Raw genomic sequence first — 16,665 nt, forward strand, 5'->3', positions numbered from 1 at the left:
AATTCTCGGCATTTTTTGGTGATCCTAACTATGATTAACGTTACTATAGCGCCCTTTTTTAATGCCGTATTGGCGTGTTCTGTTGCACAAGTTTTTAAAAATCGTGCAAGGTTTTAATTTTTGGAGTTTTTATATGGTTTTTTACCCTGGTCAACGATGGATAAGTGACGGAGAGTCGGATCAAGGATTAGGCACGGTACTAACGGTTGAACACCGTTTTGTTTCTATTTTATTTACCGCTACCGGTGAATCGCGCCAATATGCCATAGCAAATGCACCATTAACACGTGTTATTTTCAACCAAGGGGATAGTATTCCTAGCCACGAAGGCTGGATGCTTATCGTTGAAGAGGTTGAAGATATTGACAACTTACTCACTTACCATGGTAAGCGCCAAGATACCGGTGAAGAAACGTCACTAAAAGAAGTGATGATTGACCACTTTATCAAATTTAATAAACCGCACGATCGATTGCTTAATGGTCAAGTTGACCGTCTCGACTGGTTTCGTTTACGCAAAGATAGCTTAAAACACCAGCATACTCAGCAGCAATCGCCATTAATGGGTTTAAGTGGTGGCAGAGTCAGTTTAATTCCCCATCAACTTTATATCGCTGAAGAAGTTGGCTGTAGATTTGCACCTCGCGTGTTACTTGCCGATGAAGTTGGTTTAGGTAAAACCATTGAAGCTGGCCTCATTATTCACCAGCAGCTTGTTACCGGTCGTGCACAACGTATTTTAATTATTGTGCCTGAATCACTTATGCATCAGTGGTTGGTAGAAATGTTACGCCGTTTTAACTTACATTTTAGTATTTTTGATAGTGAACGTTGCCAAGAAATAAAAAACTCAGGTGAACAAGAAAATCCATTTAGTACTGAACAACTTGTTTTGGTTAATCTAGATTTTGTTACCAAAAATCCAGAGTGGTATGAAGAGCTCATTGCTGAGGACTGGGATTTAATGGTAGTTGATGAAGCTCACCACTTAAATTGGCATCAAGACAACCCTAGCATTGAATATTTATGTATTGAGCAACTAGCCCAGACTATCCCTGGGGTTTTGTTATTAACAGCAACACCAGATCAACTTGGTCATGAAAGCCACTTTGCACGTTTACGCTTGCTTGACCCTGACCGTTTCTTTGATTATCAAAAATTTACAGAAGAAGAAAGCCATTATACTGAAGTCGCCAATGCCGCCAATGCTTTGGTTGCTAAAGATGCTTTGTCGCCAGCACAACAAGCAACATTGACTAAGCTATTAAAAGAAACTGATATCAGTCAACATTTAATAAACATCAATATAGCATTGCCCAGCGATAATGAAATACTCGCGCAAGATGCATCACGAGAACAAGTGCTAACACAACTACTCGACCGTCATGGCACTGGCCGTATTCTTTTTAGAAACAGCAGAAATACCATAAAAGGTTTCCCTGAGCGTGAATTGCATTCTACGCCTTTAGCTTTACCAGAGGCTTATCAAGAGCAAATCAATGAGTTTTTATTATCGGACACTAGTGAAAATTTAAAAACCTTGGCTCAAGCTAAACAAGTTTTTACGCCTGAAATTTTGTTTTCGTTAAACAGCCATGAAAATTGGACTGATATCGACCCTCGTGTTGACTACTTAATCGAACTTTTACAAACATTGAAAAAAGAAAAGTTATTGGTCATTTGTGCGCATGCACAAACTGCGATTGACTTAGAAGCGGCGTTACGCGTAAAAGAAGGTATTCGTGCAGCGGTCTTTCATGAAGGTTTGAGTATATTCGAACGCGACAAAGCCGCTGCTTATTTTGCCCAAGACGAAGACAGTGCACAATGTTTACTCTGTTCTGAAATAGGCAGTGAAGGTCGAAACTTCCAATTCGCCCATCACCTAGTGTTATTTGACTTACCGAGCAACCCTGATCTTTTAGAACAGCGTATTGGTCGTTTAGACCGTATTGGACAAACACAAACCATTCGTTTGCATGTCCCCTATTTTACTGACTCTGCACAAGGATTACTTTTTGACTGGTATCAAAATGGTTTAAACGCTTTTGAACATACTTGTATCACTGGCCGAGCAATTTTTGATAAGTTTGGTGATAAACTGTTTGATTTAGCCTTAACGGCGCAGTGGCAGTCGACAGCCGCAGAAAAGTTAATCAATGAAAGCCATGAAGAGCACTTAACCCTTAAAGCGGAATTAGAGTCAGGACGGGATAAATTACTAGAATTACGTTCTTCTGGTCAAGGCCGCTCTCACCAACTAGTTAAAGAAATTTCAGCACTGGACCAACAAATTGAATTACCACAATTTATGTTTCAAGTACTTGATGTTTTTGGTATCACTCAAGACGACAAGTCAGATAATGCCATCGCTTTACAGCCCAGTGAGCACATGCTTTGTGGTAATTTCCCTTGCCTGCCTGATGATGGTACAACCATTACTTTTAACCGAGATACTGCGCTAGCTTGTGAAGATTATCACTTATTAACTTGGGACCACCCTATGGTGCGCGGCGCAATGGATTTAGTGCTCAGTGATCAAACGGGTAACTCGAGCATAGGTTTATTGAAAAACCCAGCATTGCCGGCAGGAACATTTTTTATTGAATGTATTTTTACTATCGAAGCAACCGCTCCCAATCACTTACAGCTGGGTCGTTATTTACCGACGACACCCATACGTGTTTTGGTTGATAAGAATGGCACTGACTTGGCAGATAAAGTGGGTGAAAATGTTCTAGATCAACAGCTTGCACCAGTTAAAAAACAAGTAGCGCTACAATTGGTTAAAGCCTTGAAAGATCAAGTAACACCGTTAGTAGCAAAAGCTGAAGCACATGCTAAGCCCCAAGTTTTGAGCATTCAAGAAAAAGCCCTAGCCAATATGCATAAAACGCTAGATGCAGAATTTCAACGCTTAACAGCACTAAAAACTATCAACCCAAGTGTTCGCCAGCAAGAGCTCGACTTTATCAAAGTACAGCAAAGTGAATTAAGCCACTACATAGGTAAAGCACAGTTGAAATTTGAAGCGATACGTTTAATAGTGGTGAGTAACTAACGATGTCAAGCCAACACGAAAGTCCAAACGATCAGCAGGCACAACAAAAAGTTGTGCCTATGGCGCCAAACCCAGAGTTTGTTTATTGCCCGCCTATGTCGCCTTACCTTGATATAATTTATCGCGATAATGATATTGTGGTGCTCAACAAGCAAAGTGGTTTATTAACCGTGTCAGGTCGCTTACCCGCTCATAAAGATTGTTTACAAAGTCGAGTGAATAAAGTGCTGCCAACCGCAACGGTAGTTCATCGATTAGATATGGCAACATCTGGTATATTGATCATGGCGTTACATAAACCTGCACATGTCGCAATTAGTCGAATGTTTCAGCAACGCGAAACGAAAAAAAGCTATATTGCCCGTGTCTATGGTCATATGAAAGATGATAATGGTTCGGTCGATCAACCGCTTATTTGTGACTGGCCAAATCGTCCACGACAAATGGTTGACCATGAACGTGGTAAACAGTCGTTGACCCATTACCGAGTATTATCACGCGATACTGATGCTAACTCGGTGCCAAGTACCTTAGTTGAATTAACCCCGATAACAGGGCGTTCTCATCAACTACGTGTCCATATGTTATTTTTAGGCCACCCTATTTTGGGTGACAGATTATACTCACATGAGTCAGCGGTTACGGCAAGTGCACGGTTATTATTGCATGCGCAAATGTTAGAGCTCGCACATCCATGTATAGAAAAGACACTCACTTTCAAAGTTCCTTGCCCGTTTCTTTGATAAGCATTTTTTCTGGTTAAGAAAATAAAGTATTTGCCGATAATTGATCATACGTCCATTAAACAATTTTCGGTAAGTACTCACCGCCTATAATTTTAAGGAACATATGTCTTTACGTGTTTTAGCTTCATTAATCATTTTCTGTCTATTTAGCCTTGTTACTATTAACAGTTATGCATTGTTATACCAAGAAGAAAATAAAACCGAAAAGCCAAAAGTTCCAGAGCAGCAAGAGGCGACAAAAACAGCGGATGAATCCGGAGATGCCAGCAAAGTAGCTCCTAATAAACGTCCAGAAATTTTCGCCCCTATTAATTCGCTACTGCAACAAGAACAAGATCTGACTCATTACCTAACGGCTGAAAAAATAACGCCTATGTTAGCTGGCGCTCAAGACTTTATTACCATTATCAATGAAAATACCGCCAGTAATCAAAAAGGGGTAATGATATTGCTCCCTGACTGGGGAATGAGTGCAAAAAGTAGCAACGCTTTAAATTATCTACAAAAAGTACTGCCTAGCCAAGGTTGGACAACCATAGCTATTCAGCCACCAAGTATCCCTTTAGGTTACCCTTCTCGCGCATTAAAGCGATCGATTCAACTCGAAGACGATGATAAAACCTTACTGGCACACAAAGAACATTTGACCGAACTAATGACGGCGGTGATGGAAAAAGCTAAAGATTATCCTGGTATATTTGTCGTGGTATCAAAAGGCAGTCATGCCATATTACTGGCCAATTTATACAGTACCGGTAAACTACAATCGCCAAGTGCTATGGTCATGCTTAGTGGTTATATGAATACTACAGAGCAAAGCCTCTCATTTGCTAAAGTACTGGCGACCAGTGAGTTTCCTCTCTTAGATATCTATCTGTCAAGAGAGCAGCAATTAGCGACCTCTGCCGCTAAAATTCGTAAAGCACAAGCAGTTAAAGAAATGAAAGTCTATTATCGACAAACTGAACTGCACAATAATCAAATTGGCTATTACCCTGAAAAAGCGTTGTTAAGGTCAATAAATGGCTGGCTTAAATCTATTGGTTGGTAACATCTGCTATAAACTCAAACGCTGATCTCAATAAGTTACTACCCCGTTAGCTACAATCAACAAAAAGCCCCCGCTGAAGTTATCCTCAGCGGGGGCTTTTTAATCGTTAATACAAGTTAATTCATTAGCTAACCATTATCAGCAGAGCGATTAGCACTTATAGCTTAAACTCTTGCACTGACTGTTGTAATTCTTCAGCTAACTTAGCGACTTCATTACTTGATTGTGCCGTTTGCTGTGCACCTGCCGTTGTTTGTTCAGCAATGGCAACAATAGATTCTAAATTAACGCTAATCTCATGAGCGACGACACTTTGTTCTTCAGCAGCCGCGGCAATTTGAGTACTTTTATCAAATGCCTCGTGAACCGAATGAGTAATAGTTTGCAACGCTTTCTCAGCTTCTTCGCTCTGCTCTACACAATTTGCGGCTTGCTTCTTACCCGTATCCATAACGCCAACAGCTCGTTGAGCACCGGTTTGCAATACCTCAATCATGTTTTGTATTTCTTGTGTAGATACTTGTGTTCTACTAGCTAGCGTTCTTACTTCATCAGCAACTACGGCAAAACCACGACCTTGCTCTCCGGCACGAGCGGCTTCAATAGCTGCGTTTAATGCCAGTAAGTTAGTTTGCTCAGCTATGCCGCGAATGACATCAAGAATACCACCGATAGAAGCACTGTCTTGCTGTAGTTTATTGATAACTTGTGCTGCTTCTTCAACTTCGTCAGCAAGTAAGCCGATAGTTTGGCGATTACGTTCAGAAATAATTTTTATACGCTTGGCTTCGTCATCAGCTTGCTTTATTTCACCTAGTGTATCATTAGCACTAGATAGTACACTTTGAGAAGTACTGCTCATTTGCGTAGTCGCAGAAGCGGCTTGTTCAACTTGTGAACGTTGCTCTGCAATAGCAATGGTACCTTGTGCGGTTACCGCTGAAGTTTCTTCTGCGGCAGTTGCTAGTTGTGTAGAGCGACTAACAATACCTTGAATAAGCGTACGCAAACTATCAATTAATAAATTACAGTTACGTGATAATTCAGCAAATTCATCTTTACCCGTTTCATCTAACTTATGAGATAAATCACCAGAAGCAACGATGTTAAGCATTTTATTAACCAAAGACAGTGGTCGGGTGATACTAAGCAGTGTAAACCAAGCAATACCAATTGCGGCAACAATTGAAAAAATCATAATACCTATGGTTTGTGAATTACCATCGGCCACTTTTTCTTGAACAAGTTTACCCGCCGTCATCGCAGTTTGATTCGCTAAATCGACTTGTTTTTCTAAAATAGCATTGGCTTTTTTAATGTCGCGTTCTGCAGCATCTAAGTTTTCTGTTGCGACTTTAAGGGCAATCAGTTGTTTATCTTTGTGAGAAAAAATATCATTGTTAGAGTTAATTAATTCAGTTAATTCACTCAAAGCAACAGACAAATCATCAGCTACATCTTCGGCGCCTTGATTAGATAACTCGGATATAATATCGGTAAATGATTTATTTACATCAACAAAGCTATTGGATATTTGGTTACCCACTAAATCTGTTGACGACCTATCGATTAAACCTCGATATTCAAGTGCTGAGCTTACTAGCCCATTAAGTAAGGTTTCAATACTTTCACCTAAGCTAACCGCTCGCTGAAGCTTAGTGTCAGCTAAATCATGGTCGGCAAGGTCTAATAACATCGTAGCTGCATCATCAGCTTTTTCTTCAAGGTTGGCTATTTTTTCTCTTAAAATAAGCGCTTGGTTAATACTGGCTTGCCTATTACTAAAAACCAATCCTATTTCTTTTTCGAGTTCGGCATAAACTGAATCGACTTGACCTAGATTAGTTAATAAAGAGTTTTCATTTCGCACCACTTGCTTTAATTTTTTCAGCTCAGTAGAAAAGTCATCTTTATCTTGATTATATGCCGTAAGATTATTATTAAGTGGCGTTAATTCGGTTTGATAGTAAGCACGTAAAGTAAGGTTACCTATTTGCGTTAAGGTATTAGCAAGCTTGTTACTCCCTTTTAATGTCGGGATCGCTAACTCACTTTGTTGTACAGTAGAGCCTTTAATTATGTTCAAATTCCATAAAGATATAGCACTAGTTATTACTAGTAAAACTGCAATAATGGCAAAACCACCCATTATTTTCATTGCTACCGTTAAATTCATAAATGTCACCGTGTAAATAGATAGTATTGAGTACGAGTGTAAACTAAATTAATTGCTACTTCCTTGAATGCAGGCCTATATTTTCAAAGCCAATAATCATAGCTTATTTGTCATTATTGTCGATTAGATTATCGGTTAATATTGTTAAAAACTTAACCATTAATTTTATTATAACAAGCTTAAGCTATTTTTCACCTTTAGTTATTGCTTTATCATAAGTTTTTTTATTTTTGTTTTGCACTGTGGCAAGGCTCAGTAAACAACTGCTTGTCAGACCATCGTAATAACGTTAGATGTCCGCCCCAGACGCACCCTGTATCTAATGCATAAATATTGTCAACAGGACAGTGCCCCATTAATGAAGCCCAATGACCAAATATCCAACTATAATTTGTTTGTTTTTGTGTAAACTCAAACCAAGGTTTTATATGGGCAGGTGCTTGCTCAACTGCAAGCTTACATGAAAATTCTAAGCCATAATCGAGTTGGCAATAACGCATTCTGGTCAGTGAGTTAACGGTCACTCGAAATTTTTCATCAGCAGATTTTGCCAAAGACCATAGATTAGGTTCTTCACCATACATTATGGCTAACCAATCATTTCTTAGCGCTGATGCTAGCTTGATATTAACATCGTTTGCTTGTTCCATAGCTTCTGCAGGTGTCCAAAAGGGTGGCAAACCTGCATGACTCATATAAACATTTTCATTGGGTAACTTTTGGATAAGCGGTTGACTAGCAAGCCAATCCATTAACTCATCAACGTCTGCAGCAGCTAATAATTCATCGAAACAATCGCTAGCTTTTGCTTTTTTCAAGCCACCATAAATAGCTAATAAGTGCAGGTCATGATTACCTAAAACCACTCGAGCACTATTACCCAGTGCTTTTATATATCTCAGCGTTTTTAAGGAGTCTGGACCTCTAGCAACCAGATCACCCGCTAGCCAAAGCTGGTCAGTTTCAGGCGAAAAGGCAACTTGGTCTAGTAAGGCGCGTAGTTCGTGGTAACAGCCTTGAATATCTCCGACAAAATAGATAGCCATAAACGAAGCGTCGCAGTTAGTTAAGAATGTGTGGCTGAGCTAAACCAAAAACAGGTATCTCAACTTGTTGCAAGTCATTATCATCACTTAGCATTTGGTAATGGCCCTGCATAGTACCGACCGGGGTTTTTAAGATACAACCGCTGGTATAAGTGTACGTGTTGTCTGGCGCTATGATAGGCTGCTTACCGATAACACCTTCACCGGCAACGGTAGAGGTCTTATTGTCGCCATCGGTAATCAACCAATAACGAGACAATAATTTAACCGGTTTATTACTATTATTGGCAATACTAATCGTATAACTAAATACATAGTTCTTTTCGTTTTCAATCAATTGTGAGGCAATATACTCAGTTTTAACACTGACCGAAATATCATATCCCATAGAAATCGATTCGACTGTAGTTAATGTTGAATCGTCCTTCATAACTCAACCGGGTTATCAGTTAAGAAATTTGCCAGTTTGATATAATCTGTGATCGGTAAGTTCTCTGCACGAAGTCTTGCATCGATACCTAAAGCCGCTAATTGTTCAACCGTAAACAATTTTTTAAAACTATTGCGTATCGTTTTTCTACGTTGGTTAAATGCCGCCAAACAAACTTGGTTAAGCGATTTAATATCTTTTACTGGATTTTTAATCTCACCATGAGGGATTAATCTCACGATAGCAGAATCAACCTTAGGCGCTGGCTTAAAAGCTTCTGGGCCTATTTGCATAACAGGGATAACCTGACACTGATATTGCGTCATGATTGAAAGCCTACCGTAGGCTTTACAATTTTCACTAGCAGCCATGCGTTGAACAACTTCTTTTTGCAGCATAAAGTGCATATCTTTCACGCTATCTTTAAACGTTAAAAGATGAAAAATAAGTGGCGTAGAAATGTTGTAAGGTAAGTTGCCAAAAATTCTTAAAGGTCGTTCTGCGGTCGCTATTTCACTAAAATCAAATTTAAGGGCATCCGCTTCATAAATAGTAATTTTATCAGCAATAAAAGGATGATGGCGTAAACGATGGGCAAGATCTCTATCAAGTTCGACAACAGAAATGGCACCCGCTCGGTCAATAACCGGTTCGGTTAATGCGCCTAATCCAGGACCAATCTCGATAAGATTTTCTCCCGGCTCAGGGTCGATAGCATCAACAATTTTACTGATCACACCTTCGTCATGTAAAAAGTTTTGTCCAAAGCGTTTTTTGGCCTGGTGGCCTAGATGAGTTTTATTATTCATGATTGATTATTTGCTAATTTAATGGCTGTGGTGATTGCTTCAATAAAGCTTCCTGGGTCAGCTAAGTTGGTACCCGCTAATTCAAGTGCGGTACCGTGATCTACCGAGGTTCGAACAAAAGGTAAGCCTAAGGTAATATTAACCGAAGCGCCAAAGCCTTTATATTTCAAGACTGGCAAGCCTTGATCGTGATACATAGTTAAAATGGCATCAGCATCACTTAAGTACTTCTCCTGGAAGATAGTATCAGCAGGTAATGGCCCAATAAGCTTGATGCCTTCATCTCTGAGTACATTTAAGGCTGGGATCATCACATCGATTTCTTCTCGACCTAGATGCCCATCTTCTCCCGCATGAGGGTTTATGCCACATACGTAGATTTTAGGCTCTTTAATACCAAATTTATTAATAAGATCGGTATTTAAAATACGAGTGACTTTTTGTAAACGTTCTGCGGTGATCGCTTTAGAAACATAAGCTAAAGGAATATGCGTTGTCACTAATGCAACTCTTAAGCCTTCTGTCGCCAACATCATCACGACATCGGCACAGTTAGCTTGGCTAGCAAAATATTCTGTATGACCACTGAAAGCGATACCCGCTTTATTAATTAACCCTTTATGCACGGGGCCAGTGACAATAGCATCGATTTCACCAGAGATATTTTTTTCACTGGCAATTCTTAATGTTTCAATGACATAACTACCATTTTCAGCATTAAGCTCACCAGGAATACAAGCCTCAGCCATATCGACAGACAATATCGTTAGTGTCCCGGCTTTTTGAGGTTTAGCGGCTTTCGAAACATCATAATCAATAAATGTGAGTGGTAAACCTAAAACTTCAGCGCGCTCTTGCATTAACTTTTTACAAGCAATTACCACAAGCTCAACGGGCCAATCTTGCTGAGCAATGAAAATGGTTAAGTCTGGGCCAATTCCTGCAGGTTCGCCTGGCGTGATAGCTATACGCTTTGTCATTATTTTGTATCTCGACTAAAAATCTCTACATAGGCTTCATCACGAAGCTCTTTAATCCAACGCGCACTTTCTAAACCAAACTTTCTATTGAATAAAATGCGACGAGCTTTACTTTCATTCATTTGTTCTGTCGCATCAAGTGTTCTTCGCCCCGTTAATTGCGCTAAATGCCAACCAAATGAAGTTCTAAAAGGCTTATGCATTTCATCAACTTTTAATCGCGCTAAGGCCGCCTTAAAAGTAGGATCGTAAACATCAGGGTCTGACCAACCTAGATCACCACCTCGCACTGAAGTAGGTCCGTCTGAATACTCTTTAGCTAAGTCGCCAAAATCAGCTTCACCTGCGTTAACTCTGTCCATAAGGCCTAGCAGAATACTTTCAGCTTTGGCTTCACTCAAGATAACAGAAGGTTCAATCAATATGTGCCGTGCTTTCACTTCTTCTACTTCAACGATTTGCAAACCACGAATATCTATAATTTTTACAATACTAAAACCTAAACCGGTACGGATAGGTCCTAAAATTGATTCTTTTTTCTCACCATCAACAATTGATGAGAATAATGTCGGTAATTCATTGATATTTTTCCAACCTAAATCACCACCTTCTAAGGCATTTGAACCGCCTGAAGAAGCAATAGCAATTTTTGCAAAGTCACTGCCGTTATTAAGCAATTCAATTACTTTTTCAGCGCGAACTTTAGCGGCATTCATATCATCTTGTGTTGGATTCGCTGGGAACTCAATTAGTATGTGTCCCAGACGATATTCAACATCAGTATTAATTTTTTCTTCCATAGAAGAAATCAAATTAGCCACGTCTTGTGGTGAAACATAAATACGGCGACTAACACTATTGCGGCGTACCTCGCCAGAAATAAGTTCAGTTCTGACTAGTTCACGATACTTATCGTAATCTGTGCCATCTTTAACAAGATTCTGACGAAACTGGTCTAACGTTAATTTTTCTTCTTTCGCCATATTAGTTAGCGTTTCATCAAGTTGTGCATCACTCACTTGCACACCCATACGTTCGCCTAATTGAGTGATCAACGCATCGTTGATCAACTTTTCAGTGACCTGCGTTCTTAACGCTTTATCTGATGGTAAACTTTGATCATTTTTTAGTGCTTGTTTTTTTATGGTTGCGATTAGGTCTTTGATTTCAGATTCCAAAACAACACCACCATTTACAATGGCTGATACTCGATCAAGTTCAACTTGTTGTGCTTGTACTGGAAAAAAAGATGTTACCGTCAAAGCGCTTGTTAAAAGTAAAAATTTCAATGATTTTTTCATGTATCGTCTATTTCTTATATTTAATTATTGAGAAAGTAAGGGCGTTTGTAGCCAAATATACTTGAGTTGAACATATCTGTAATGTCTTTTGTTCTCATGCTAAATCTTAGCATAAAACCATTGTTGAATTCATCGCGATTTTTATTATTACTCGATGGTTCATCAAAGTTTGCTGTAATATAACGATGATAAGCAAAACTCAGTGACCAACAGCAACTTTGGTACTGTAAACCCGCATAAGTTTCTATGCTTCGATTTTGCTGTAAATCTTGAGTTACTCGGCTAATAACTTGCCAATTTTTATTTATGCTGACATTCCCCGCTAAAGATAGTTGCTCTAATGTTATACCTGAGACATCACGAGTGTATCGATGGTTCAATTGTATTGTTTGATTTTCACCAAAAAGATAATCAATACTGGTTTGACTCTTGTTGGTAACATCATCTTCTGTATTATATTGAATGTCGCTACTGAACTGCCAACTACTATTTATACGAGCGTAGACTTCTGCCGCTAATGCCGAAGCATCGGCTACAATTCCTTGGTTTTCTTCAAAGGTAAAATTACTGTCATTAAGATAAACAATTCGTCCTAAGCTGACCCTAAGTTGTTCTTGATTGGCACTGTCGAGTAAACGACTCGTTATTCCCCAAGAATATTGATTAGCTTGAGCTATCCTATCTAAACCACTAAAACGTTTATCACGAAATAGACCGTTATAGTCATCTTGTAGTGTGGTTGTATCATATAGCCCTATATTACTTTGATCTTTTTCAGGAATATAAAGATATTGCAGTTGCGGCTCTAAGGTTTGTGTAAAACTATTTCCCCAAAAATGACTTTGCCTATCAAAATTAACCCCACCATGAAAACGGACTTTAGGTAATGTTCTGCTTACACTTTCTTCAAGCTCACTTTCCAAAGGAATATTGTCTTGTTGGTAATGGGTTTGTAGTATTTTAAATTCTGAATTCAAAAACCAAGCTGGCGTAACCAAAGGGAAGGTTAAACCCGCTTCAACATGATAGCGCTGTGCGGTTACTTGAGTTTTATCGGCATTGTCAAAATTGGTGACTTCAGAATAGACATCGAATAACCCGTCTAAAACATCAATTTTTTGATGGCTGGCAAGTTCGAGTTGAGCAAGCGCTTTATAGTTTGTTTTATTATCGCCGAGTACTTCAAAGTCTTGTAATTTTACCTTGGCTTGCCAACTATCCGCAAAATAAGCTAATTCACCTGTTTGATATAAGTAAGCATCATTATCATTGTAGTGCTTACTACCAATATCAACTAAATAGTTATCATCACTAATTGTTGTGTAGTCAACGAAAGCGCGAAAGCGCTCTGAAAAGGTGCCAACATGTTGCATACGCACTAAATATCGTGCATCGGTGCTATTTTCTTGTTCATTGTCTTGATCTAGATATTCGAGATCAAATTGTCCTTGTTGTTCATCATGCAAATAACGAAATTCTGTCATTAATTGACTGCCACGCTTTAACATGTATTTTGGGGTAATCGTCGCATCAATATTAGGGGCAATATTCCAATAATAAGGAATTGACGTGGTAAAACCTGATTTACCTGAATTACCAATTTCAGGATATAAAAAACCAGATTGTCTATCATCACCAATAGGAATCGTAAAATAAGGTAGGTACAAGACCGGCACATTAAAAACTGAAAACCTTGCATTATAAGCTTCTAAATAACGTTCATCTTTAGAAATATTAATTTCGCTGGCATTCATTTGCCAATCAGGTGAAGCGCCATAACAAGTAGTAAAAGAAGAGTCAATTAATGACAAGGTACCTTCTCTAGACACAGAAATAATACCAGCACCACCGTGTCCTGCTATTCCCGCGAGTTGATACTGAGTATTTTTCAAGGTAGTCGCGCCAAGCGATTCACTTATGTTCAATTGGTCGGCAAAAATATCAATGCCTTTATTTTGAAAGTGAATATCGCCCGTGGCCTTAACCGATGAACTTTCTCTATTAAGCTCAATCTCATTAGCAAGAATTGTCTGCTGACTGTTAATCAACATTACATTGCCGGTAAATTTAGCGACTTTATTTTTATTAATACCCGATTTATCAGCTAAAATAGTGATCGCTTTACTCTTTTCAGTAGATTGAGTAGCGGTTAACTGTGGGTAAGTCGGTATAGGGCATTGAGCCATACCATCGAGAATATCGGTAACTTGTTGAGCAACACTATATTTAGCCATTGATAAACAAGTAATTATTAAAATTAAATAGCGCGGAAATGACATTAAAAGTCCGATAGATGAATGATTAAAGCAACAAAGATGAAAGCGAGCCACATTTTATACTCAAACACTTAGATAATATAGCAATTTTCTTTAGGGTGCTAATTCGGTATATTGGTAATATGGGTTGGCATTACTCATTTATGCCCTCACCTAAGATAACTATTAGTACCATTTACTTGAGGAATAGAAAACTTGCCAAGCTCTCGAATTCAAGCGTTACACCTATGGTTGGATAAACAATTTTCAGGCGAACATATTCAATTGACCCCCTTAACTGGCGATGCTGGCTTTCGCTGCTATTATCGTTTTTCGATAAAGGGTCGTTCATTTATCGCCGTTGATGCCCCTAAAGATAAATCTAATAACGCGGCTTTTGTTTTTATGCAAAAGAGTCTTAAGGATAATAATGTCTTAGTGCCTGAAATTATTGCGGCTGATTTATCACTAGGTTTTCTTTGCTTAGCTGATTTTGGTGAAACGCTATTAGCTGATATTTTATCGACTGAAAATATCATTATCACCTATCAAAAAGCTATCGATATTTTACCAAAAATTCAGTCTTCATTGCCCAAGAATACTCAAGCATTACCGCATTATGATCAAGCATTTGTTGAGCTTGAACTGAATATTTTCTCACAATGGTTATTAACTGAGCACCTATCAATTATATTAACTGCTGAAGAGCAACAGCAGTTAACAGATTGCTTTTCAATATTAACAGAAAATATGCTGAGCCAACCGCAAGTCTTAGTGCACCGAGATTACCATAGTAGAAATATTATGATCCTCGAGGATAATAATTTCGGCATTATTGACTTTCAAGACGCGGTCATTGGTCCTATCACTTACGATATCGTCTCGTTACTCCGTGACTGCTACCTGAAATGGCCGAACGAGTCTGTTTCATTGTTACTAAACCGCTATATAGATATGATGACAGAGCACTATTCATTAAACGATATCACTCGCCAGCAATGGCAGCGCTGGTTTGATTTAACTGGCTTACAACGCCACATTAAAGCGAGTGGTATATTTGCCCGTTTACATCATCGCGATAATAAAAGCGGCTACTTAAAAGATATTCCGCTAACACTTAGCTACCTTATTGAGATCAGTAAGCAATACCCTGAATTAGCCTCTTTACATCAGCTTTTATTAGTGAAAGTACTGCCTGCGATGCAAAATCTTAAAGCGGGAACATTAACATGAAAGCGATGATTTTAGCCGCTGGTCGTGGTGAACGTATGCGCCCCTTAACGGATCATTGCCCAAAACCTTTACTCAGAGTAGCTGGGATCCCGCTAATCGAATACCATATTAATAAACTCGCCCAGTGTGGCATCACAGATATTGTTATTAACTATGCCTGGTTAGGAGAGATGATCGTTGACTATTTAGGTGATGGTAAAAAATTCGGGGTTAATATAAGCTACAGTCCAGAAAATAGTGGTGCACTTGAAACGGCTGGCGGTATTATTCAAGCGCTACCTTTATTAAGCAATAATAACGATAATGAAGCCTTTATGCTGATAAACGGCGATATATTTACTGATGTTAACTTTGCTAACTTACCGACATTAGCCAAAGACCGGTTAGCGCATATCTGCTTAGTTAACAATCCTGATCATAATATAAAAGGTGATTTTATTTTTGATAACAATCAACTCACCAATATTGTAAATCAGTCAGAATCAACACAGAAAAATACTTACACCTTTAGTGGTATTAGTTTATTTCGCGCTGATTTTTTTAAAGATAAAAATGCCATGCCAGCATTAAAGCTTGGTCCGATGCTCAAAAGTGCGGTTAGCGACGGTACGGTTTCAGCCAGCATACTCGATTGTGCATGGACCGATGTTGGTACGCCAGAACGTTTAGCGTATCTAAATAGATAAGTTAATCAATTAATAACACAAACAGGTAATATTGATAATGAGAATATGGGGAAAACTTTTAGGCTTTATATTTGGTTTTATGCTGAGTAAAAACCTACTAGGTGCATTAATAGGCATGTTTATTGGTCATAACTTTGATAAAGGCAGAGGCCTTAATTTCAATAATCTTTCAGGCTCGAAAAGCTCAGAAAGTGAACGCCAGAGCGCATTCTTTTACACTTCTTTTTCAGTGATGGGCTACATGGCAAAAGCGAATGGCTTAGTGTCAAAGCATGAAATTGAATTCGCCAATGCTTACATGGACAAATTATCGTTGCAAGGAGAGTCAAGACAACAAGCCCAAGATGCCTTTAGAGAAGGTAAAATGGCGGGTTTTCCACTGAACGATAACCTTGCAAAATTTAAACAAGTTTGCGGAAATCGTCATGATTTATTATTACTCTTTTTAGAGATTCAAATTCAAGTCGCTTTTGCTGATGGTCACCTAGACAGTGATGAACGCCAAGCCTTACACACCATAGCGCAGCAATTAGGCTTTTCAAGTAAAGAGCTTGATAGACTATTAGAAATGATTATCGCTGGTGCACAATTTCATCAAGGTCAATCAGGTAAAAGCTCTCAATCTCAATTAGAGAATGCCTACAAAGTGTTAGGTGTTGCAGCAGACACACCTGAAAAGGATATTAAGAAAGCTTATCGAAAGTTAATGTCGCAACATCATCCTGATAAGTTGGTTGCTAAAGGTTTACCACCAGAAATGATGGAAATTGCCAAACAAAAAGCACAAGATATTCAAGGGGCATACGAATTAATCACTAAAAACAAATAACCGCTAATGCCTGTTATTACCAGCAGATATTAGTGCCTAGCTTGCTAGCCGCTCAATGAAAA

The 16,665-nt window shown here is 38.8% G+C and carries 13 protein-coding genes; 6 read left to right on the plus strand and 7 right to left on the minus strand.

The genetic code is table 11. The features are described from left to right. Nucleotides 1–133: 133 nt before the first annotated feature. From rapA to H4J70_RS09095, 3 genes are all read left to right on the plus strand, one after another. The gene (gene rapA / locus H4J70_RS09085) at nucleotides 134–3,061 is read left to right on the plus strand and encodes an RNA polymerase-associated protein RapA (protein WP_182242300.1); all 2,928 of its coding nucleotides are present in this window, start codon (nucleotides 134–136) and stop codon (nucleotides 3,059–3,061) included. A 59-nt stretch (nucleotides 3,062–3,120) separates the two neighbouring features. Further along, complete coding sequence (locus H4J70_RS09090) at nucleotides 3,121–3,804, plus strand: pseudouridine synthase (RefSeq protein ID WP_182213885.1); 684 nt, start codon at nucleotides 3,121–3,123, stop codon at nucleotides 3,802–3,804. 106 nt (nucleotides 3,805–3,910) lie between these two features. Next, nucleotides 3,911–4,858 (plus strand): DUF3530 family protein, encoded by a 948-nt coding sequence (locus H4J70_RS09095; RefSeq protein WP_182250966.1) that lies wholly within the window; start codon nucleotides 3,911–3,913, stop codon nucleotides 4,856–4,858. 157 nt (nucleotides 4,859–5,015) lie between these two features. On the opposite strand, the gene H4J70_RS09100 is transcribed toward H4J70_RS09095, so the two are convergent. The 7 genes from H4J70_RS09100 to H4J70_RS09130 all read right to left on the minus strand — a co-directional run bounded on the left by H4J70_RS09100 (nucleotide 5,016) and on the right by H4J70_RS09130 (nucleotide 13,879). Further along, nucleotides 5,016–7,034, minus strand: a complete 2,019-nt coding sequence (locus tag H4J70_RS09100; RefSeq protein WP_182250967.1) for a methyl-accepting chemotaxis protein — start codon at nucleotides 7,032–7,034, stop codon at nucleotides 5,016–5,018. Nucleotides 7,035–7,258: 224 nt separating this feature from the next. Next, nucleotides 7,259–8,080: a symmetrical bis(5'-nucleosyl)-tetraphosphatase gene (locus H4J70_RS09105; protein ID WP_182250968.1), complete on the minus strand. Its 822-nt coding sequence runs from the start codon at nucleotides 8,078–8,080 to the stop codon at nucleotides 7,259–7,261. A 16-nt stretch (nucleotides 8,081–8,096) separates the two neighbouring features. Then, nucleotides 8,097–8,510 carry a Co2+/Mg2+ efflux protein ApaG gene (gene apaG / locus H4J70_RS09110; RefSeq protein WP_259364818.1) on the minus strand — a complete coding sequence of 138 codons (414 nt, stop codon included), beginning with the start codon at nucleotides 8,508–8,510 and terminating at the stop codon, nucleotides 8,097–8,099. Continuing rightward, nucleotides 8,507–9,319, minus strand: a complete 813-nt coding sequence (gene rsmA, locus H4J70_RS09115; protein WP_070375746.1) for a 16S rRNA (adenine(1518)-N(6)/adenine(1519)-N(6))-dimethyltransferase RsmA — start codon at nucleotides 9,317–9,319, stop codon at nucleotides 8,507–8,509. The genes apaG and rsmA overlap by 4 nt, the downstream gene beginning before the upstream one ends. Next, nucleotides 9,316–10,299, minus strand: a complete 984-nt coding sequence (pdxA, locus tag H4J70_RS09120) for a 4-hydroxythreonine-4-phosphate dehydrogenase PdxA (protein WP_220465259.1) — start codon at nucleotides 10,297–10,299, stop codon at nucleotides 9,316–9,318. Before pdxA ends, rsmA begins: the two co-directional genes overlap by 4 nt. Next, on the minus strand, nucleotides 10,299–11,600 hold the full coding sequence (gene surA, locus H4J70_RS09125; RefSeq protein ID WP_182213745.1) for a peptidylprolyl isomerase SurA: 1,302 nt from the start codon (nucleotides 11,598–11,600) through the stop codon (nucleotides 10,299–10,301). The genes pdxA and surA overlap by 1 nt, the downstream gene beginning before the upstream one ends. Nucleotides 11,601–11,620: 20 nt before the next feature. After that, entirely contained in the window at nucleotides 11,621–13,879 is a 2,259-nt protein-coding gene (locus H4J70_RS09130; RefSeq protein ID WP_182221739.1) for an LPS-assembly protein LptD, read from the minus strand. A gap of 192 nt (nucleotides 13,880–14,071) precedes the next feature. Here H4J70_RS09130 and H4J70_RS09135 point away from each other — a divergent pair, with 192 nt between their 5' ends. The 3 genes from H4J70_RS09135 to djlA are packed head-to-tail and all read left to right on the plus strand — an operon-like array spanning nucleotide 14,072 to nucleotide 16,603. Further along, complete coding sequence (locus H4J70_RS09135) at nucleotides 14,072–15,088, plus strand: aminoglycoside phosphotransferase family protein (RefSeq protein ID WP_259368033.1); 1,017 nt, start codon at nucleotides 14,072–14,074, stop codon at nucleotides 15,086–15,088. Then, nucleotides 15,085–15,774: an N-acetylmuramate alpha-1-phosphate uridylyltransferase MurU gene (gene murU, locus H4J70_RS09140; protein WP_182221737.1), complete on the plus strand. Its 690-nt coding sequence runs from the start codon at nucleotides 15,085–15,087 to the stop codon at nucleotides 15,772–15,774. The genes H4J70_RS09135 and murU overlap by 4 nt, the downstream gene beginning before the upstream one ends. Before the next feature lie 37 nt (nucleotides 15,775–15,811). Further along, on the plus strand, nucleotides 15,812–16,603 hold the full coding sequence (gene djlA / locus H4J70_RS09145; RefSeq protein ID WP_070375740.1) for a co-chaperone DjlA: 792 nt from the start codon (nucleotides 15,812–15,814) through the stop codon (nucleotides 16,601–16,603). Nucleotides 16,604–16,665 lie beyond the last annotated feature (62 nt).

This window comes from Colwellia sp. BRX8-9 (assembly GCF_014077245.1).
Lineage (GTDB): Bacteria > Pseudomonadota > Gammaproteobacteria > Enterobacterales > Alteromonadaceae > Colwellia_A.